The sequence below is a fragment of the Aliarcobacter lanthieri genome (assembly GCF_013201625.1).
GTDB lineage: Bacteria > Campylobacterota > Campylobacteria > Campylobacterales > Arcobacteraceae > Aliarcobacter > Aliarcobacter lanthieri.
The window spans coordinates 1,094,196-1,114,472 of the sequence record NZ_CP053839.1 but is presented as its reverse complement, the minus strand read 5'-3'; the positions used below and the strand labels follow the sequence as shown (position 1 = coordinate 1,114,472).

24 protein-coding genes and 1 pseudogene are annotated in these 20,277 nt (G+C 26.9%); 9 read left to right on the top strand and 16 right to left on the bottom strand.

The window, feature by feature from the left end; genetic code table 11:
• The 3 genes from ALANTH_RS05565 to ALANTH_RS05555 all read right to left on the bottom strand — a co-directional run bounded on the left by ALANTH_RS05565 (position 1) and on the right by ALANTH_RS05555 (position 2,243).
• A complete protein-coding gene (locus ALANTH_RS05565) occupies positions 1–453 on the bottom strand; it encodes a hypothetical protein (protein WP_026807685.1) in 453 nt (150 codons plus the stop codon).
• Positions 454–524: 71 nt separating this feature from the next.
• Positions 525–1,922 carry a CHC2 zinc finger domain-containing protein gene (locus tag ALANTH_RS05560; RefSeq protein WP_081801328.1) on the bottom strand — a complete coding sequence of 466 codons (1,398 nt, stop codon included), beginning with the start codon at positions 1,920–1,922 and terminating at the stop codon, positions 525–527.
• Positions 1,923–2,012: 90 nt separating this feature from the next.
• Positions 2,013–2,243 carry a hypothetical protein gene (locus ALANTH_RS05555; RefSeq protein WP_026807684.1) on the bottom strand — a complete coding sequence of 77 codons (231 nt, stop codon included), beginning with the start codon at positions 2,241–2,243 and terminating at the stop codon, positions 2,013–2,015.
• A gap of 124 nt (positions 2,244–2,367) precedes the next feature.
• Between ALANTH_RS05555 and ALANTH_RS05550 the strand changes: the two genes are divergently transcribed.
• Positions 2,368–2,556: a hypothetical protein gene (locus tag ALANTH_RS05550; RefSeq protein ID WP_026807683.1), complete on the top strand. Its 189-nt coding sequence runs from the start codon at positions 2,368–2,370 to the stop codon at positions 2,554–2,556.
• Here the strand turns inward: ALANTH_RS05550 and ALANTH_RS05545 are convergent, their stop codons facing one another.
• The 7 genes from ALANTH_RS05545 to ALANTH_RS05520 form a co-directional block, all read right to left on the bottom strand.
• Positions 2,557–3,522, bottom strand: a complete 966-nt coding sequence (locus ALANTH_RS05545; protein WP_026807682.1) for a PD-(D/E)XK nuclease family protein — start codon at positions 3,520–3,522, stop codon at positions 2,557–2,559.
• A gap of 81 nt (positions 3,523–3,603) precedes the next feature.
• Complete coding sequence (locus tag ALANTH_RS05540; RefSeq protein ID WP_026807681.1) at positions 3,604–3,789, bottom strand: hypothetical protein; 186 nt, start codon at positions 3,787–3,789, stop codon at positions 3,604–3,606.
• Between the two features lie 8 nt (positions 3,790–3,797).
• Positions 3,798–5,000 carry a hypothetical protein gene (locus tag ALANTH_RS05535; protein ID WP_026807680.1) on the bottom strand — a complete coding sequence of 401 codons (1,203 nt, stop codon included), beginning with the start codon at positions 4,998–5,000 and terminating at the stop codon, positions 3,798–3,800.
• Positions 5,001–5,345: 345 nt separating this feature from the next.
• Positions 5,346–5,861, bottom strand: coding sequence for a hypothetical protein (locus ALANTH_RS05530; RefSeq protein ID WP_026807679.1), 516 nt, complete (start codon positions 5,859–5,861; stop codon positions 5,346–5,348).
• A gap of 175 nt (positions 5,862–6,036) precedes the next feature.
• Positions 6,037–6,159, bottom strand: a complete 123-nt coding sequence (locus ALANTH_RS11470) for a hypothetical protein (protein WP_257119464.1) — start codon at positions 6,157–6,159, stop codon at positions 6,037–6,039.
• A 1-nt stretch (position 6,160) separates the two neighbouring features.
• Positions 6,161–6,439, bottom strand: a complete 279-nt coding sequence (locus tag ALANTH_RS05525) for a hypothetical protein (protein ID WP_026807678.1) — start codon at positions 6,437–6,439, stop codon at positions 6,161–6,163.
• Between the two features lie 364 nt (positions 6,440–6,803).
• Complete coding sequence (locus tag ALANTH_RS05520) at positions 6,804–7,229, bottom strand: hypothetical protein (protein WP_026807677.1); 426 nt, start codon at positions 7,227–7,229, stop codon at positions 6,804–6,806.
• A gap of 929 nt (positions 7,230–8,158) precedes the next feature.
• Here ALANTH_RS05520 and ALANTH_RS05515 point away from each other — a divergent pair.
• The 6 genes from ALANTH_RS05515 to ALANTH_RS05490 all read left to right on the top strand — a co-directional run bounded on the left by ALANTH_RS05515 (position 8,159) and on the right by ALANTH_RS05490 (position 10,868).
• Entirely contained in the window at positions 8,159–8,512 is a 354-nt protein-coding gene (locus ALANTH_RS05515; RefSeq protein ID WP_029888319.1) for a hypothetical protein, read from the top strand.
• An 11-nt stretch (positions 8,513–8,523) separates the two neighbouring features.
• Complete coding sequence (traL, locus tag ALANTH_RS05510) at positions 8,524–8,802, top strand: type IV conjugative transfer system protein TraL (protein WP_026807676.1); 279 nt, start codon at positions 8,524–8,526, stop codon at positions 8,800–8,802.
• 10 nt (positions 8,803–8,812) lie between these two features.
• Complete coding sequence (locus tag ALANTH_RS05505; RefSeq protein WP_026807675.1) at positions 8,813–9,025, top strand: hypothetical protein; 213 nt, start codon at positions 8,813–8,815, stop codon at positions 9,023–9,025.
• Positions 9,022–9,573 carry a TraE/TraK family type IV conjugative transfer system protein gene (locus ALANTH_RS05500; RefSeq protein ID WP_026807674.1) on the top strand — a complete coding sequence of 184 codons (552 nt, stop codon included), beginning with the start codon at positions 9,022–9,024 and terminating at the stop codon, positions 9,571–9,573. Before ALANTH_RS05505 ends, ALANTH_RS05500 begins: the two co-directional genes overlap by 4 nt.
• 5 nt (positions 9,574–9,578) lie before the next feature.
• Positions 9,579–10,166: a hypothetical protein gene (locus ALANTH_RS05495; protein ID WP_026807673.1), complete on the top strand. Its 588-nt coding sequence runs from the start codon at positions 9,579–9,581 to the stop codon at positions 10,164–10,166.
• Positions 10,167–10,361: 195 nt separating this feature from the next.
• A complete protein-coding gene (locus ALANTH_RS05490) occupies positions 10,362–10,868 on the top strand; it encodes a hypothetical protein (protein WP_026807672.1) in 507 nt (168 codons plus the stop codon).
• 89 nt (positions 10,869–10,957) lie between these two features.
• Here the strand turns inward: ALANTH_RS05490 and ALANTH_RS05485 are convergent.
• The 6 genes and pseudogenes from ALANTH_RS05485 to traN form a co-directional block, all read right to left on the bottom strand.
• Positions 10,958–11,160, bottom strand: a pseudogene (locus ALANTH_RS05485) (IS256 family transposase); the annotation flags it as partial.
• 56 nt (positions 11,161–11,216) lie between these two features.
• Positions 11,217–11,501, bottom strand: a complete 285-nt coding sequence (locus ALANTH_RS05480; protein WP_026807671.1) for a hypothetical protein — start codon at positions 11,499–11,501, stop codon at positions 11,217–11,219.
• A gap of 3 nt (positions 11,502–11,504) precedes the next feature.
• On the bottom strand, positions 11,505–13,184 hold the full coding sequence (locus tag ALANTH_RS05475) for an HD domain-containing protein (protein WP_026807670.1): 1,680 nt from the start codon (positions 13,182–13,184) through the stop codon (positions 11,505–11,507).
• On the bottom strand, positions 13,181–14,593 hold the full coding sequence (locus tag ALANTH_RS05470; protein ID WP_148299446.1) for a type IV secretory system conjugative DNA transfer family protein: 1,413 nt from the start codon (positions 14,591–14,593) through the stop codon (positions 13,181–13,183). Before ALANTH_RS05470 ends, ALANTH_RS05475 begins: the two co-directional genes overlap by 4 nt.
• A gap of 2 nt (positions 14,594–14,595) precedes the next feature.
• Positions 14,596–15,324 (bottom strand): hypothetical protein, encoded by a 729-nt coding sequence (locus tag ALANTH_RS05465; RefSeq protein WP_026807668.1) that lies wholly within the window; start codon positions 15,322–15,324, stop codon positions 14,596–14,598.
• Between the two features lie 15 nt (positions 15,325–15,339).
• Positions 15,340–17,307: a conjugal transfer protein TraN gene (traN, locus tag ALANTH_RS05460; RefSeq protein ID WP_119171290.1), complete on the bottom strand. Its 1,968-nt coding sequence runs from the start codon at positions 17,305–17,307 to the stop codon at positions 15,340–15,342.
• Positions 17,308–17,644: 337 nt separating this feature from the next.
• Here traN and ALANTH_RS05455 point away from each other — a divergent pair, with 337 nt between their 5' ends.
• Positions 17,645–17,980, top strand: a complete 336-nt coding sequence (locus tag ALANTH_RS05455) for a hypothetical protein (RefSeq protein ID WP_026807667.1) — start codon at positions 17,645–17,647, stop codon at positions 17,978–17,980.
• Complete coding sequence (locus ALANTH_RS05450; protein WP_026807666.1) at positions 17,980–20,235, top strand: tetratricopeptide repeat protein; 2,256 nt, start codon at positions 17,980–17,982, stop codon at positions 20,233–20,235. The genes ALANTH_RS05455 and ALANTH_RS05450 overlap by 1 nt, the downstream gene beginning before the upstream one ends.
• The last annotated feature ends 42 nt before the right edge of the window (positions 20,236–20,277 follow it).

Below are 20,277 nucleotides of genomic sequence, written 5' to 3'. Positions count from 1 at the left end.
TTACAACTCCTCAAAAACATTTAATGTAGCTTCTTTAATAAAAAGCTTTACATTGTTTGGATTTTTAATTGGTTTATAATGGCAATCACTTCTATCTTTTTCTAACTTTCCATATTCTTTTGTAGCAGCTTCAACAGCTTTATCTAAAGAGTCAAAAACTCCTAGTTGAACTACATCATTATCTGAATACCAAGTATCTCTTTCTTCAAGAATATAGATATTTTTTGGAATAATATTTTCAGATAATCTAATTAAATCTTCCAATCTCATCTGCATTAAATTTCTAATATCTCTTGCACTCTCTAGTTCATAAGCTTCACAAACCTGAAATCCATCAGGATATTCATTTTTTTTGTTATTCATAAAAATATCCCAATCATTATCCATATTTGGAGTATCACAAAATATATCTCCTAAGATATATTCTTTTACTTTATTTTCTGTATTTGCCATTTTAATCTCCTTGATGAAAGAAATAGAACTATCCCATAGGGATAAATTCATATCCCTAGCGGGTTAGCCTATTAAGGCAACTTATATTTTTTAACAACAGATACAAATTTTTTAAAAAATTCTTCCATCGATTTAAATGGAGCTTCTCCACTTAATGCAAGTTTTCTCACATCATTCATATCTCCAAATTCTGGATTCCAAGAACACAATTCAGGTATTACTCCTGCATTTAAGCATTTTTGAGCATATCCATCATTATGAGATTCATAATATTTGATTTTGTTCAAATCTAAATATTTTTTTTGAATCTCTATCTCTTGTAATCCTTTTTTGTCTTTTGCAAACCTTTTAGTAAATTCTTCACAACTGATAGTTACTGAGCCATATGTTGCCATACGACCTGCATTATCAGGGTCAAGCATAATCCTTAAAGTTTGACCTTTTAACAAATTCAAATGTTCTTCTTTTAAACCATTAGTTCCTGGGCTTCCAATAAAAAGAAAATCTTTACCATTGAAAGTTTCTTCATTACATAAAGTATCTGGACCACCTTCAACTAAACATTTAATTGCATTTTTATTTGCAATAAAATCATAAGTTAATCCAAAAGGAGCACTTGAATACAAGTCATTATTTGACATTTGTATCTCTTTCATATGAGATTTACTCATCCATTTTTCTGGTTGAGTTGGTCTAAACATAAAAGATGTTACAAGATTTGTTTGGTAAATATGAAAAGATGGGAATGTAATTACTCCGCCTTGCTTTATATACCAAAGTTTAAATTTTAATGGAGCTTTTTCATGCTCTACATCATTTAAGATATTCAAATCCACTAATACATCCTCTCCAAACCATTTAATTAACTTAAGAGTTAATTCATCAAATTTTTCAACTGGAATAAATCCAAGTTTATTAATTGATGAGTGGTTTAAATTCACTTCTCTTTTTGAAAAATATTCAATCTTTTTAGCTTGATCTTGTTCTAAAGAAAAATTATAAATGAATGTGTAAATAAGCATCATCTTAAACTTTAAAGGCAAAGAAACATAATTTTTAAAACCATCTTTTAAATTCGCATCTCTTTTTAAAGATGGAATAAAATATTTTATTTTTTTCTCCTCTTTTACTTTAGGAGCTACAACAACTATTGGTTTTTTAGGCTCATAGTTTTCATCTTCATAATCTAATTGAAAGTTAGTTATAGCTGCTATTTTTTCAACAGCTTCTGGATAACTAACTCTTTCATATTCCATTACAAATTTAATTGCATCACCTTTAACCCCACAACCAAAACAACTATAAATTTGTTTTGAAGGACTTACAACAAAAGATGGAGTTTTTTCTCCATGAAATGGACAACAAGCTTTAAAATTTGTACCATTTTTCTTTAACTCAATAAAAGAATCAACAACATCAACAATATTGATATGTTGTTTTAATCTTTCGATTGATTCTGTCTTTATCATTGACATTATTTTTCTCCTTTATATATTTAATACTCTTCTTGCAATTCTTGTAAAAGTTCTGCAATATTTTCTCTTGATTCCCAATCCATTTTACATACCTCCCATTGCTATCAATAACACTAAAGAAATGAAAATAGAAATAGTGTAAAACACTGCTTTGCTTCCTTCTTTTTGTGTAGCAAATGTTTCATATGCAGTAATTGGAATAAGATAATAAGCTAAACCAATAAATAGGTTTTTGCTTATATAAACTAGTATAAATGGAATAATTACACTATGTACAATTCCAATAAGAAGTGATTTATAATTAATTTTTGTCATTTTATTCTCCTTTAATGACATTAAAAGAGATATAACTATCCCATAGGTATAAGTTAATATCCCTAATGGGTAAGTCATAAGACAACATTTTGTATAATCCCTAAATTTAATAAGGACCTTAGTATTGAAAAAAAGCTATCTAATAATCTATATTCTAACAATCATTCCAGCTGCAATATTTTTTATGAGCAATTTAGAAGGCTCTAAAGAAGCTGCAATATTTTTATTGTTTTGTGGATTCTTTTTAACATTTTTAAATTGGAAAAAAGACTCTGATTGGAGAGTGAAAGATTTTATAGATAAGGCTTTTTAGTTAAATTATTCTAAGCCAAGTAGAACCTTTCGATTCTTTTCTATACTTAGCATAAATATCAGGTTGCTCAACTCTTAATAGATTTACATCTACTGAATATTGATCTCCTGAACTTTTACATAATGAAACAGTTGTATCATCACATTTCGCAACAAAAGTATTTGTTGTTTCCATAAACGACTTAACTGTCTCTTTTATATTTTTAATCTCTTTTTCTGCTCCTTGAAGAGTTTTCAATTTCCGAATTGAAGATTTGATATTAAAAGGTAATTGTTTATCTACTCCTTTAGAAACAGCTTTACAATCACCTTTAAACGGACACATACTACAATAAGCTTGTATTTCTGCTTCTGGTTCAATACCTTTTTTGATAGCATCTGCTAAAACATCTGCTCTTTGCATTGCCATGTCAAAAAGGGTTTTGTTTTGCTCAACTGGGAATATTCCATATTCAGATTCTGTTGAGATAACAAAAATCAACCCATTAACCGTCCATTTATCACCGCATTGCTCTTGTAATAGTCCCATTTGTATTTGAATTTGCAACACATACGATTCATAAAGCTCTATTGTATTTTTAGTGCTTTTAGCTTCGACTATAGTTGCTTTTTTTCTCTCTTTGTCGTAGATTACAAAATCCAAGTGAGGTTTTAAAGCAAATCCATTGCTAGTTTTTGCATTTTTTATCTCCACTTGTTCTTTGAAAGTTTCACCATGCAAGAATTTTCTTACAATATTCTCAAATTGATGTCCTCGTTCAAAAGTAAGAAGTTGAGAAATATCATCTTCTTTTTTTGCAACTTTAGACAAATATGCACTTCTAAGGCAACCTGATATATCAGAAGCTCCAATATATTTTGAACGATCACCCAAAGAATTTTCTGTATCTTTTTTTAAAGCTTGTCTAAAATTACTTTCAAATTTTGCTTTTAATAAAGATACTTTATTTGTATTATTTGCACTCATAACCAACCTTTTATAAAAAGGACAGACCAATCCCCAGAGGGGAATGGAACTAGTCCTAAACCCCTTTGGGTAAATTAGCCTTTAATGGCAACTATTTTGTTTTCTATTAAATTCTTGTTCTTTTATAGCTATTGCAACTGCTTCAGCTACTGAATAAGATTCATTTTCTACAAGTTGAATAGCAAAAGAATATATTTCATCTATTACTCTATTATCTCGTAGTCCTTTATAAATTATTTCATTTATAATTTCATCTTGCATAATCATTTCAATTCCTAAAATAATGTATCTGCAATTTTTTCATCACTGATATTTTGTTGAGAATTTGAATTAACATATTCATCAATCATTAGATCAAGTAATTTCAAGTCAGCCAATACTTCATTAATCCCTTCAGTATCCTCTTTAGTAAGACCCAAAACATCATTAACAAACACTTTTATCTGTTCATTATCTAATTGTTTTTTGTTCAAATAACTAAAAAGTTTAGCAGCTGGGCTAATAGGTCCTTTATTTTCTTTTTTTGGTTCTACATTTTTAGGAGCTGGAATTTGAGAAGGTTTTTCAACATACGGAATCGACCAGTTACCTCCATTTTTTACAAAACCATATTCTTCAAGATATTTTTCTTTTCCTTGAAAATTTGAAGCTAGTGCAATACCATTAAATTTTTGTAATTTAATACCTAATTGTTGCAATGCTTGTTCATTTTCAAGAGTTAAAGTTTTATCACTTAAAATATCTGCATTTTCTAAAATAGAATCATTTAATGCTTCAATTTCTTCAAATGCTTCAATTTTTCTACCTTTGGGAATCATAAAATCACCATAAGCTCTTCTTACTGCTTTATGTCTCCAAGTTTGTAGTTTCCATCTATTATCTTTAATGGTTTTTGTTGCTTCTTGAACATAGTTCAAATCAACAAATTTTGTTTGAGTTGGAAGTTCTTTTCTTAGATCTTCTAAAACAACATCAAAACCAATAAAATGATCATCCACCCATTTTGGATCAGCAGTTCTTAAATAACTTTGTTGCATTCTTGAAAGTTTTGATTCAGACTCAAAAGAACCATCATCAAACTTGAAAACAGACTCCATTGTTAATAAAAATCCTTTTTGATAAGCAAGTTGTTGCATACCATTTAAAGGAATTATTGCTTGTGGTAACATAACTTTTATATTGTTTGCTTTTGTATCAAAAGGTATAATATAAACCTCTTTACTTGAAGGACTAATATCTAGTCCAGTTTTTGTAATAATAGATGCAAATCTAACTAACTCTTTTACATCTACAATGCTCAAAAGATAGTCTTGAGTTGCCAGTTCAAGAAAGTTATTTTTAAACTGCTCTTGTTTATTAATTGGAATAACATCTAAGTATTGTTTATACTTAGACAATCCTTCCCCTAATTCTTTTCTTTTATCGTCTAAAATCTGAAGATTAGTTCTTCTATTCGTTGTTTGCATTTCATTACTCATCATAAGCTCCTAAAAACCTACAAAAATCAAATCAACTTAAACAATAATTTACTATCCTTTACAGGACATATTCTAAAAATAGTTGATAGTAAATATATTGATTGTTTAACTTGTTATATAATTTTGTAAGTAAAATTTATTGAAATCCAAAAAGGACTTCCATAAACCGACTAAGAGCAGTATGAAATAAATAGAATAATGGCCTAAGCCGATTATTCAAACTTATTTTCACAAGTTCAAAATCGGCTTATAGAAGCCATTAATTATAAAAAAAGCGAAGCTTCTCTTAGCAAAAAGCTAAAGTTAGAATACTTCGCTATAAAAATATCTAGTATTTTTATTTGGTTAAAACGGGATTTCCTCATCAGCCATATCTTCATAAGCATATGAATTATCTGATTTTTGAGTTTGTTCCCCATCTATTTCAATACCAAATTGACCAGATATATACCCTACTTTTAAAAGTCCAGTATCTCCAAGTTTTTGAGCTTCTTTTAATTTGAAAGTCGTTATAAAAAGTGCATCAGAATTATCTGTTAGATTTTTCTTGCTCTCTTTATCATATCTTTTAAATAAACCCAAAGTACCCTTTGTTACATCGAGTATAATAGTTCCATCTTTTCTCTTTGCAGGAAAAGTTTTACCTATCATTGCAACCTGATCTTGCCCTTGTTTATCAACATATGGTTTCATTAAATCGAATCCACCATCTTCTCTTTTTATAAGAGTTAATGTTGTTCTACCAAAAAAACCTAATTCAATATTACAAAACACACTTTTCGTTTGTGGGTTATATATAACATCTCCGAAATTTCTTTCTTTACCATATGTTCTTTTTATTGTATTTGTATTGTTTGCCATAATTTTTCCTTTTTGATTATTTAAAGAATACACCTATCCATAAGGATAGTGACATATTGTGTATCCTTACAGATTGACTCATATGAGCAACAAATTTTTGACAACAAAAACCCTCCAGAATTAACTGGAAACTAATTTAAACAATAAATTATTTATAGATTAGTTTGCTAAGAATTTAGCAAGATTTTTTGTTTTTTTTATTTGGAGCTTTCATAAAGATATCCATTAAAATTGGAATTAAAGCTACAATAACTGTAAATGTTCCTAGTGCTATTAGCCCTTGAGTTACATTAACCATTTTATTTTCCTTTTTCGATTTTTAATAGCATTTTTGCACCACTTATTAGAATAATTATACCAAAATTTTTAACTAAAAACAATGTTTCTAATGTAACTCCTTCAACTGGCATAAAATGTCCTAATATTCCTGCACTAATAATATTAGTGCCTATGCCCATTATTGCTATTGCTATATATTTTCCATAAAACAGAATTGTATCTCTGCTTATTTTTATTTCTTTTGTTTTTATTATTATATAAAATAATATAAACAATAATATATATGCAAAATATACCATAAACACCTCCTTTGATGTTAGTTTGTTTCCTTAGAAACAATTTTTAAATAACTAACACAAAAAAGGATTTTTAATTAAGTGATGTAAGTACTAGCACTAAAAAAATCATTTTTTGTGCTAGTTATAAACTTGCCTTAATGTTCAGATAGAATCGCAACTTCTATCCCGTTTAAAATGTAATCTATTACATATAAACAGCTTATGCTCTCACATAAGAACGGACTATACTTTTACAATTTACAAAATATTAATAAAAAACTTTGCAAAATGTACCCCACATTTCAACTACCTTATATCAATCTACACTACACACACCACAAATACACAATCACAAAACCTGTATATCTGTCTTAAAAAAGCTTATTTACCCTGCTTTTTCTTCTTTATCATCAGTAGAAGCTTTATTTGATGCTTTACTTAATCTTTGTATTTTTCTATTTAAGTTTCTATTGCTAGTTCTAACTCTAGCTTTTGATAAAAACTCAACAGCCATATTCTCAACAGTTTTAATTTGTTCACACATCATTTGATATTCTGTTCTAAATTTTTGAATATCCTCTGTATTTATCCCTCTTCCTTCTAATCGGTAAAGGTAGTCCATAGACTCATCGATATTTTCTATCGGTCTTACAGTTTCAGCAAGAAATTGTTTATCTTTTATTACTAAAAATTCAACATTTGCACCATGCTCTTTTATAAGATTTGTTGCTCTAGTAATACTCTCATTTTGTAAAAATTGCCATCTTGGAATTTCTACTTCTTTTTTTTGATTCTCTTTTGTTTCAGCCATTAATAAATCCTTATAAATAACAAGATTTTCTTGTTTGAATTATTAAATGTTGATTGTTTGATTGTGATTTGTGTGTAGTGTAGATTGATATTGCTTGTAGTTTACGATCTTTCGATCCAGTCTCTGAACAAACTTCTTAGAATAAGCATAGTAAAAAGCTAAAAAGTGGAGCTTATGATTTCTTCAAACCTTTTAGCTCTTCATTATGCTTACATAAGAAACTTCGCTGCGTTTAGTTGATAGTCTCTATTTTTGTCATTGTTACCATCCAATAGGTATTACCCTATTTGCTACTTTATGTATTTGCTACATAAATGCGGTTTTTACAATTTATAAACTATAAAAGTGGAGATTACTCTTTTAAACCACAGACAAAACCTATCATTTACATTCGTAAATGCTGTACTTTCGAGAGTATGTACAGAATACTGCTAGTCTTTCTTTTTTAGTCGCCTAGCACTTCCCCGCAATTAGAGGGGTTTTAAGTCGGCATTCGACTTTTTTACCGACTTGAATTTCTAATTATCTCATATTAAAAGAAATTCTACCAAGGCTTTTCCAGATAAGAGAGCCTTAAAAAAATTAAAGATTAAAAAATCTAAAAAATGTGTCTGGAAAACACTAGATTAAAAAAATCTTATTCAACTATAAAAGTAATATATGGAATCTTAGTAAAATTTTTATTATTTGTCAATACTTAGTTGATATTTTTAAAATAAATAATCAATCATAGATATACAATAAATCAATCAAAAATACACAAAATCCAAAATTTACAAAAAAACTATTCATCAAAAGTGCCTTTTATTGTTTTAATTATCTTGAATAAAGAAATTAAGGAGGAAATATTGAAAAGATAAATAATTACTTTTTTATTTAGTGTTTGGTGTCTTATTTTAGAAGATTAATTAAAAAAATAGAGGTAAAAAATGAACAAAAAAATATTCTTAAAAATATTTATTCTACTTGGATTATTAGGCATTTCAGCTTTTGCTGGAACAGGTGGGAGTGAAGTAAATGATTGGTACACAGATATTTCAGAAGCTTTAAAAGGTACTTGGGGGAAGATAATAGCGACAGCTTTTCTAGGATTAACAATAATCCTATTTAAAAGTGGAGCAATTTTAGCTGGTATTTTTATGCTAATGGTTGGTTTTGGAGTTGGAATGATTCCAGATATGGTTGATTCAAGATATACAGCATTAATGATTGAAAGTTCTACATTTAATTATATTGAATCTATTCAAAATGGAATTCAAAATATTCTGACAAAAATATATTAAAAGAAGCAAATATGGAAGGAAGATATATACCTAAATTTTTAAATGCTGAACCTCAAATTTTATGGTGGGATTTGTCAGATTTTATTAAAGTTTTATTCTTTATATTTTTTGGAGTTTTATCAAACCACCCATTTATAGGCTTAATATTAGGTTTAATTTTCCTAAAAGTTAGTGATAAACTTGCTTCAAAAAAGGAAGCTGGTTATCAAAAACACTTAGCATATCACTTTGGGCTCTATGGATTAAAAAATAGAGTTCCAGAGAGCTGGTGTAGAGAATTATCAAGATAAAGAGGAAAATATGGAAGATAAAATCAATAAACTTAAAAAAGCATTTGGCTCAAAAGATGGAATAGTTGTTTTAAAAACTCTATTTATAGTAGTTTTTTTTGCAACAACTATAGAATTTTTAATAACAGATTCAACACAAGATTATTTTGTACCAGCATTTGCTCTTTTCACAATATTAGCTAGTGTTTTATTTTTTGAAAAAAAGAAAGATGAACAAAGATGAGATTCTGGGGATTATACAACAGAAATCTAAGACAATTAGATTTATTTAAAGTTTTTTCATTTTTACTAGTATTAACAAATTTATTCCTTGCAATAACTGTAATAAACACTAGCAAAAATAGTAAAATAATAATAACACCTCCTTACATAACAAGCGAATTTGAAAATGTGGGAAATGCATTTAGCTATAGCTATTACGAACAAATTGGTTTTCATTTAAGTAGTGCTTTACTAACTATTAGTCCATCTAATGTTAATAAAACTTTTGATTCTATTCAAGGTTATTTTAGTAGTGATCCAATGGAAGCAAAAGCAATCAAAGATTTTTTAGTTAAAGAAGCTGAACAAATCAAAAAAGACAATATCTATCAAGCTTTTTATCCTTTAAAATTACTAGAAAATCACCAAAATAATAGTTTTACAGTCGAAGGACTTTTAAAAACTATGACAGGTAATATAGCAATGGAAGAGAAAAAAGCAAGAATAAATTTTAATTATAGAGTTAATAATAAAAAACTTGTTATTAAAAGCTTTGAGGTTATAAAATAATATCAATGAGAGCAATATTATCTTTATTTATTATATTTCAAATATCTTTTGCAAATAATAATGAAAGATGTATTGTTCCTGATATACTTCTTAAAACAATAAAAATTACAGAGAATGAAACCTCATATCCATATTTCATAAGAACAAATGAAACCTCAACATTAAAAAAATTCAAAAATATATTAAATGGTTTTGAGTACAAAAAAACAGATGATAATATGTTAATAGATTGTATAAATATTCAGAACTGCATAAATATTTCTAAATCACTAATCAAAAACAAAATCACTAATTTAGATTTGGGTCTTTTTCAAATTAATTATAATAGCTTTAAATACCCATTAGATAACTATTTTGACAAAAATATATCCTATAAAAATGCTTGTAGCATTATTGAAAAAAAAATAAAATTAAACAAAGGTAAATGGAGTTGGGAAGTTTTAGCTAGTTATCATTCAATGACTCCTAAGTATAATAAAATTTATAAAAAGAAGCTAATCGATAATTACATTAAATTATCAAAACAACAGGGCGATAATCCAACTTATAGTTCTTCAAAAATAGAAATAGAAAATTCACTTGTCATATATTGAAGAGACCTTTAAATAATCTTAATACTTAACTATTATAACCTTGTCCTTCTTGGGACAAAATATAAAATATATAATAAACTTCTAAGTATAATTTATTATTAGAAAATAAAAAAATTAAAATAATTTTCATATTTGGTTGTTTTTATTTTTGTTAAATGTTAAAATTCAAAATATATAAATAAAAAGAGAAATTACATGAAAAATTTAATCAATATACTTGTTTTTGTATCAAGTCTTTCTTTTGCTAATACTAATTATTCAGAATTAAATGAACAATCAAGAGAACAAATAAAAAACCAAATGAGAGATAAGATAATTAATAAAAATGATGATTGGCAAAAAAATCCATATTCTTCTGAGTGGGCAAAAAGGATAACTCATCCAGAAAATTGTAGAGGGAAAGGGGCTTGGGATACTAAAATACATGATGTAATGACAATTAGTACAAATGTTATGGGAGAAAGACCTGATGTTTGGCTTAATGGAAAATATTTGGAGTTTGTAAATAGTCAATGTAGTTTAAGTGGTGTTTATTCTATTAGAGGATCAACAAAAAAGTCTTTTGAACAAGTAGTTGATAGATACTTTTATGAAAAAGAAAATGGAAGAGATATTGGTTTTGCTACCTATGCCTTTATAATATTCTTTTCTTTTATTTTTTGGACTATGACTAAATATAAACCTATGAGATTTATATATTAAATTAAAATACTTAGATTTAAAGTATTTGAGAACATTAAATATTTCGTGTCAAAGTAACTCTGATAGGAGGAATCCTATCACACCATAACTTAAATTTTAAGTTCGCTATCTAATCTACCCTCAAAAAATATAGCCAATTGTGAAAGTGTTAAGTTCCAGTTCCACATTGGCATATTCCATTTTTTGTAGCATTTTAAATACCCATATAAAGCAATTTTAAAAGTGAATTATCATTTGGAAATGCACCTTTGGTTTTAGTAAGTTTCCTAAATTGTCTATGAACCGATTCAATGATAGTGTTACTCACCCCAAGGTGTTAACTGAATAAAAAAGTCTACTAGCTTAGGGTCATTCCACCCTATTAGAATCAATCTTTTCAAAATATTCTTTTAATTTTTCAATTCTCATATCTCTATTATAAGGCATTTTTAACTCATCAGCCATCTCTTCTAAAAATCCATCTACATACAAAATAACATTTTTTGCAAATAAATCTTTCCATTCTCTTTCAAGTTCTGGTGACATAGTATTTAACTTCTTGAACATAGAAGAAACTTGAGGTTTTATTATCTCTAAAAATCCAGATTCAATATTTTCAGAAAACAAATTACCATTAAATCTTTTTTTATTCATATTTTAATCCTCTCTTTTGCCTTTATTGATAGTAACATTTCGTAAATGCTCTTGATTTCTCTTTTTTAAATCAGCTTCCTCTGCTGTTATACCCATACTTTCTAAGCTAAATACAACATAATCTCTTCTTGATTTATATGCTAAATTTCCAAATCCATCAATTGTTATATTACTTGTTTCATATTTTAATACATTATCTGATTTAAGTTTTTTTATTAAATTTGATAAATCTTTTTCAATAGTTAAACTTATACCAGCACTTTTTACAAACTTTGTAAAAATATCTTTAGGTATATAAAGCTCATCTGAATCAGAAATAGATATTAATTTTAATCTTTTTGTTTTAGGAGATATTTCTACTTCATTAATACTATTTATAAGCATTTCTATTAGATTTCCAATATCAGAAGGATTCAGATCAACTTCTTGTTCTGGATGGATCATATCTTTTTTATTATCTATTGCTTTATTTATAGTATCAGATTCAGCTATTTTGTTAGGTTCTACTAAATTCTTTATATTATCATTATGATTTCTTAAAATAACCTCTACTTCATTCTTATCATTTGGAGTAGATGCATTCTCAAAATATTTTAAATCATCATCTGGAATTATTTCATCTAAAAGATTTTCTTTATTTTCAATATCGTCTTTTTTGATATTGTCTTTTTTATTATTTAAATACTCTTTAATTTCTAATTTTCTTGCCATTTGATCAGCATTTTTTAAATATTTAATCGCTTTATAGTTTTTATTTTTTTCATCTATACTTTGCAAGTGATGTTTTTCTATAATCTCACAAACATCATCTATATACTCATAACCAGGGAAGGCATTACTTAATATCAATCTACTTATATTCTCATGAGTATTATTTTCATATTTACCCTTATCTAAGCCACTTAACCCCTTTAAAGACTCAATCTTTTCTATTTTGCCAATATCATGAGATAATGCAGAAATTAACATCCTACTCCAACCAAACACAAAAGAGTCTTTTTCTTTAATTAAAAGGTTGTACATACTATCAACAACATTCATTGTATGATCAAATAAATTTACTTTATACAAAATCTCATAAGATGTTAATTTTTCTGATACTATATCTTTGTATATATTTTTATCTGTATCAGATTTATATAAAGTTGCAACAGAAGGCAATTCTTTTGCTTTTGTTTCTAGTAATTCATATAAAACAGCTACAATTTCTAATTCTTGTTTAGAGAAAGAATCCAAATAATTAAATACATATTTTTTATAGAAATTCATATCAGTTATAGTTCTATTACCTATAAGAGTATTTATTACTTCTTGAATATCTTTTTTAGATTCATCAAATGATACTTCCATTTTTTCCATCATTTTATGTTCTATATTATCTTCTATTTCTTCAAATTCTAACCATAAATGAGCTATTTTTTCTAAATCAACGTAAGTAATTTGGCAATTTCTTCTATTCTTTATCTTCTCTCTATATATTTTAAACTGGTAAAATACTACTATCAATAAAAATATAATTATAAATATTGTTGTAAAAGGATATGCTTTTACTAGCAAGGTTACAATATTCAAGTTTAAACTCAAAGTACCAAAATAGTGATAATTTGCATATCCAATAGAAATAACAATAAGAAATAAAATCCAAATTGTATAAAATACCATCATTTGAAATCTTTGCATCATCTTCTATTCACCATTTTTGGAGGAGTTATTTTTATTTCAGTATCACCAATAGGAGTAGTTTTACCTTTAAACTTCCCTTCCATACCAAAGTAATAAAACTCTCTTGGCTTAAGACTCATTAAATCATCAGGCTTCAATGCCATATCTTTTGTTTGTTTAGACATTATCCCATTTGTAGAGATTACAGAATCCCATTTTGTTATTTCACCTGCATATCTTGCTGCATCTTCAGCAGAATCTGGGTCAGTAAGTCTTAGGAATATTTTTCCATTTGCATTTCCTAAAATCATTTTAGCTTTTTCTCTTCCAACAGAATCAATATAATCAGCATAGTTTTGAGATAAAGCAGTAATTCTTGTATCAGTAGATCTACTTTTATTAAATAGGTTTTCAACACCTTGATACAAAGAGTTAGAAGCTTCATCAATGTAGATAGACAATCCATGAGTAAACTTCTCATCTACAACAGATTTTCTACCAATACAAGACTGTATCATAGAAAGACATACTTTAGATACAATATCAGATGTTTTCTTTGTAAGCATAGATGGTGTTTGAACATATAGAATAACTTTTTCATCATTCTCTAGCATTTCAATAAATCTATTTCTTTTTGCTCCACCAAATACAGCACCAATTGCTCCTGTACTCATTTGTGTTAATACTGTTCTTAAAGAAGAAACAACTTTTGAGAAATAATCAGCATTTGAACCTAAAACATTATTTATCAAATTGACCATATCTTCTAAATCTCTATCTCTTGAATTACTAATTTTTTCAAGATTTTCTTTTAATTGTAACAATCCATCGTGGCTTACATATTTATATATTTCTCTAAAACTTAAAGGTGTATGATCTTTTATATATTTTTTAATAAGTAATCTTGATTTAACAATCGCAGTAGAAACCTCCAAAGCAATATTATAGAAGAAAACATCTCCACTAGTTTCAATAGCAGATACAATATGTCCAACAATCTCTTCATCCATATAATATTGACTCATTGGATTTAGTTTTATAGATAGATGAGGATGAACTGGTGATAAAAGCATAAATGCCTTTTCATTTCCAGAACGAACAGCAGCTTGATATGTTCTACTTAATAAAGCATTATCAATCTTTGGATCAATAATAACTACACAATTTCCTTGAACCATAATATCTTGTTCAACCATATTCTCAATAAATCTTGATTTTCCAGCTCCAGTTGTTCCAAAACCAATAACATGCCCTCGTCTATGGTCATTATCTAAATTGATATCTATAAACTCTTCTTTTTTTAAATCATTAAGAGTAAAACCTTTACCAATATTTGTGTAATTAACTATTTTTGGATGCTTCTCACTTTTTAATAAGTTGCTAAGATATGTATTTAATTCCCTAGAAGCATTTAATAATCTACAATCCAAAATCAATACTCATCATATTTAAATTTTTCACTAGAATTAAACAAAAACTTTCTAAACCCATAGAACAAGAAAGGTAAGAATGAAGATATTAAAATAAGCATTATTGTAATATAGTAAATAGTGTTAATATCACTATAAAACATATTCTTTGCATATATCATTGAGTTATTAAAACTAATTTTATTTAATAAAACTTCTAAATATATAAAAGATAAAAAAGTCACGAAACCAACCATTACAGTAGATGTCATTTTACCAATATAAAATATTTTTAATGCTCTAGCAGTATAATCACCAACAGCATATTTACTTAAGTTTGATATATAAACAGTTATAGCAATAGTTACAATGGCAGGTAAATACTTTATAAATAATCCCATAATCTCATTACTTTTAAATAAATTTATAATATATTCAAAAGAGAATATATAACAAAAAACTATATGCAATATAATTGTAAGGCTTGAAGTAAATCCTAAATTCATTCCATTTCTTAAAGCACAGATTGTTTTTTGGAGAGTAAATAAATTTTTATCTATACTTCCATCTAGTAAGTTTTCCTGAACGCTAATCTCTTGTAAACTAGAAATAAATCCCATAGGACTTCCACAATTTAACTCTTTTACATTTTTATCTCTATTCTCTTTTGATTTATCAAATTCTATATCTTTACTATAGCCTTTATTATGCCACTCTATATCTCTACCATCAAATCCAGTATCTCTTGACATATTTCCTCCTTATACCTAATTATTTCCACTACTAACCATATTTTTGAAATTTTCAACAGTATTATTAATCTTATTTGTTAAATCTGTTTGATTTATTTCTGGCATATCAAAAGCACCTGTTAAATCAATTTTTGAGAAATCTAATTTTTGAAACTCCTCTGGAGTAAAACCTCTACATTGTGGACTTTCAGGACTTCCCCATTCTATTCCTATTTGTGAACGACCTTGTTCATGTACAAATCTTGCAAGTTTACTACCAAAACAACAATGTCCTTTAGATTTTTGAACACATATTTTTGCAAATCCAAGATTTATTTTTTTAGAACAATACTCACCTATTTCAGTACATAATTCGGCTTTATTTTGTTTTGCAAGTAATTTTTCATTTTCTTTACATTCTATTAATCCCATAAATACTTTATCTTTATCGCAACAACCACCACCAGCTAATCCAAAAAAAGTATCTGAACTTCTACATCTTCTATCTTTTCCATTAAATATATATATTTGTCCATCACACATACCATTTTCATTCCATCCATCATTGTTTTTATCATTAGCTCCTTCTACATCTCCTTCAGGAACAATATCATTCCCACCAAAACAAGGAAATGGACTACATTGCCAAGAGTTATCTACAAAAGAGCAAGGACGATCTTTATTTGCTTGACACATAAATTTTTCTCTTTTACAATTATTTACTGGAGGAGTTGAGTTATTACAAGGATTAGTAAGTTCAGGATTGGCAGTTGTATTATTTGAATCTATTTTATTACAATTTCCACCAGAGTTTATTGGAGTATAGTTATATCCTTGTTCATTTTTTGAGTTATTACATAGATAGTTATAGTAAGTATATTCTATAGTCTTTTTACATTCTCCTTTTGAAGTTTCAGAACTTGTTGTTTCTGTATAGCCAGGACTGCATTTTTTTGTTGCTATCTCTGTTTTACAGCTCATATCTGTAGGTATTTGAATGTTCTGAGTAGTCATTCCTATTGTTTTTGGCTCAACTCCATCGGCACACTGATAAAAGCCTACATTTAAACCAAAACCACCTTGAGCAACACATTGCAAAAAATAGGATTCTGACTCTGCTCGTGTTTTTGTAAAAAAATGATTATACAAAAACCCATACTGACAAGAAAAATAATATCCACAATTACAATTTGCAGGTACAATTTCAATATGAACTTCTTTGTCTGTATAATCAACTACTTGCCCTACTCCAGCAACACTAAAGCCGTTATCATAGTCCCATTCTTGTCCACATTGTGATAATGCTGATGGGCAATAAGTATTACCGTAACTGTCTGTTCTACAATCAAATATAGTTCCAGTTTCTAAGTTACCAGTTTTGTTATCCCATATTTGAGTACTACATTTTTTATTTGTAAAAGTATCTGTAACATTTGATGATAAATCTTCAAAGCAAGTAGGAACAGAATCAAATTCTAACAAAACATAATATTTAGCATTTCCTATTCCAAAGTGATTTCCATAATCCCACCATCTTCCACTATTTCCATCCATAGCTACCCAATGTTCTCCTAAAGGAGATACTCTTTGTTGTCCATTGTATGTATCATATTCTTCAACTAAATTATCTGGTTGTGAACTTTCCCAATAGGAATAAGATAAAGCATTACCTTTTATATCTCTAAATCTTGAAGAATTTTTCTTTTGCCCAACTGAATATGAATAACTTGCACTATAACTTGGATCATAAACTCCAATCCAACCACCTTTTCTACCACCTAAAATACTTTTTAAAAAAGTATTCTCAGCAGCATTATTTGGTATAGCTATATATCCTCCTTTACTTTCAGCAAATTTTTTAGCTTCATCAAAAGTCATAGTATTAGTTGTTATTCCATAATAGTGTCCATTATGTTGTTTTAAATCTTGTATATCTGGACATTTACTTGAAGCATTTATTAAAGTTACTAATCCAAAAAAAATTAATCCTATTTTTTTAAACATAAAAAACCTTTTTACTTTTAATTTCTTTATTCAAGATAATTAAAACAATAAAAGTCACTTTTGATGAATAGTTTTTTTGTAAATTTTAGATTTTGTATATTTTTATTGGATTATAAATAATTAATTATTCACTTTATATAGATATGAAAGCATTATATTTAAGCCTAAAGAGTAACTTTTTTAGTTCTTTCTGAAAATTTTAGTAGTTCTTTTAACAGTGTTTATAGACATTTTGATGTACGAAACTTTTTGTACATGTTATTTGTTGATTCTCAGGCTATTTTGTATATAATGTGTGTTTAATAAATAGTTGTCTTAGAAGTTAAAAAGGAAATAAATGCAAGAAATAATACAATTTGTTTCAACATCAATAGCAAGTGGAATTGTAGGTAATACAGTTTATGATAGTTTGAAAGTAATTTTAGGTTCCTCATTTAACAAACTATCTGAGTACCTTTCTAGTAACCAAAAAGAAAAATTCAATGGTGCGTTAGAAATACTACTAGAAGATGAAAATTTAGTTAAAAAGATAAAATCTTTAATGGAAGGAAAAACTATTAACGATTCTTTTAAGAGATTAGAAAATTCAGGAATAGATGCCGACTTGGGAAAAGGTGCTAAGGTAACTAATAGTTTTAAAGATAATGTAAATTCACCTATAAAGATTAAATAATGCCTAAATCTATATCTAATAGTTTTAATAATAATTATAATAGTACTATTACAATTATAAATAATGTTAAAAAAATTCCAAATCAATTGAGCCTAAAATTAGGTAAATCTACTTGTATAGGAAGAAAAAAAGAGTTAATAGAAATAGAAGATAAGCTACTAATTTCAGATAATACACTTTTAATAAAGGGAATTGGAGGAATTGGAAAGTCAACTATTGCCAGTACTTATATTAATAAACATAAGAATAACTTTGATTATTATGGTTTTTTTGAAGGGATAGAAAGTTTCTTAACTGAACTTATAATTAATTTGGATATTAATTCAGAAAAAGAGCAAGATGCTTTTATTGAAATATTATTTAAACTTGGTAACTTAGAAGGAAAAAAACTTCTAGTTTTAGATGACATAAAATATATAGATAATAATCAAGAAAAAATAAAAAGTATTTTGGAATTGAAACATAAAGGTTATAGTATTTTACTTACTTCAAGAGAAGAGATAGAAAAAGTAAAAATCTACCCCTTAAATATTTTAAGTCCCAATGATGCTAAAGCACTATTTAACTCAATTTATAAAGTTGATGATACTAAACTTTTAGAAGAAATTTTAGAATATTTGGACTACCATGCCTTTTTTATTGAAAAAACAGCTCAGAGTATAAAAAAAAACCTAAGTCCACAGATAATTAAAGAAAAATTTTTAAGTGGTGCATTTTCGGCTATTAGTGTTAAAAGAAAGCAGAATTTCAATAAACTGTTAAATCAACTTTTTAACCTTGATGCATTAGATAATGAAGAAATACTTATGCTCAAACAATTATCAACACTACCTTCAATTGAAATATCTCTTGAATTTTTAGAAGATATTTTCCAAAAAAAAGGTGATCTTGAATTTGAAGAACTATTAGATTATCTTTGTGAAAAAGGATGGTTAAGTAAGTTTGAATCTGGCTATAAACTTCATCAAATTACAAAAGAATATTTTTTAGGGAATCATACTCTTACATTTGAGGAAATGAAAAGTATTTTTTCATATTTTTTCAAATTAATTGAAAATAGTGCTGATATGAATATGGCTATTTTACATAAAGATAAATTGATATTTTTTGAATCATTAAGTAATGTTATTAAGAAGTATGAAAATTTTGAGGTTACTATCTTTTACATGAATCTTGGAAATATCTATAGGACATTATCAACATATAAAAAAGCTTTATTTTATATTCGATTATCTTTAAAAAGAATACATGTTTTAGAAAATAACATTGATAGTACAGATTTAGAAAACTTATTAATATGGAAATCATCCATTTACAACAACTTATCACAAACTTATTATTATTTAGCTAATTATAAAAAAACACTTGTTTTAGATAAAAAAGTTTTAGTATTAAGAGAACAAATTTTAGGTAAAAATCACATATATACAATTCAATCTTATACTAATTTAGCACAATTATATTTTAGTTGTGGAAATATAGATAATGCAAAAAAACTGTTCATAAAATCTCTATATAATATAACCAAAGTAAATGTTAATGAAAAAAATTCAGAAATAACAATTTTAAATGAGAAGTCAACTTTATACTCTAACTATGGATCATTTTTAATTAAAATAGAATATAAAAATAAAAATAGAGTTTTAAAATATTTAAAAAAAGCGGTTGATTTATATATACAAGATAAGGATTATTCTAATCCAGCCTTTATAACATGCAAATTTAATTTAGCAAAGGGATATGAATATTGCGGAGAATATGATAGAGCAGAAGAACTATATATTGATGTTTTAGAATCTAAAATTAGTACATTTGGAAAATGTCATAATGATGTTGCAACTGCATATATGGGTATTTCTTTATTTTATTCGGAATATAAAAAGGACTGTAAATTAAGTATAGAATATACTAATAAAGCGATAGATATCTACAAAACTGTATATTTAACAGAGTTACATCCTGATATTGCACTTGCTTATGATAATTTAGGAACTATTTATAATAAATGTGGAGACTATAAACAAGCAAATACTTTTACACTAAAAGCCTTAGAACTTCATGAAAAACTATTGGGTGAATCTCACTATAGCACCGTGATGAATTATTACAATGTAGGTGTATCATATTATATGTTAGAAAATTTTAAAGAAGCAAGAAATTATCTACTTAAAGCTATCTATTATAATAAGTCATTTCTTGAAAATGATACTGTAAAGAAAATGCTTATAGATATAGAAAAAAGAAAACAAACCTAGCAATGAACACTACCGTGTCACTGAAGTCAACCGTTCAACAAC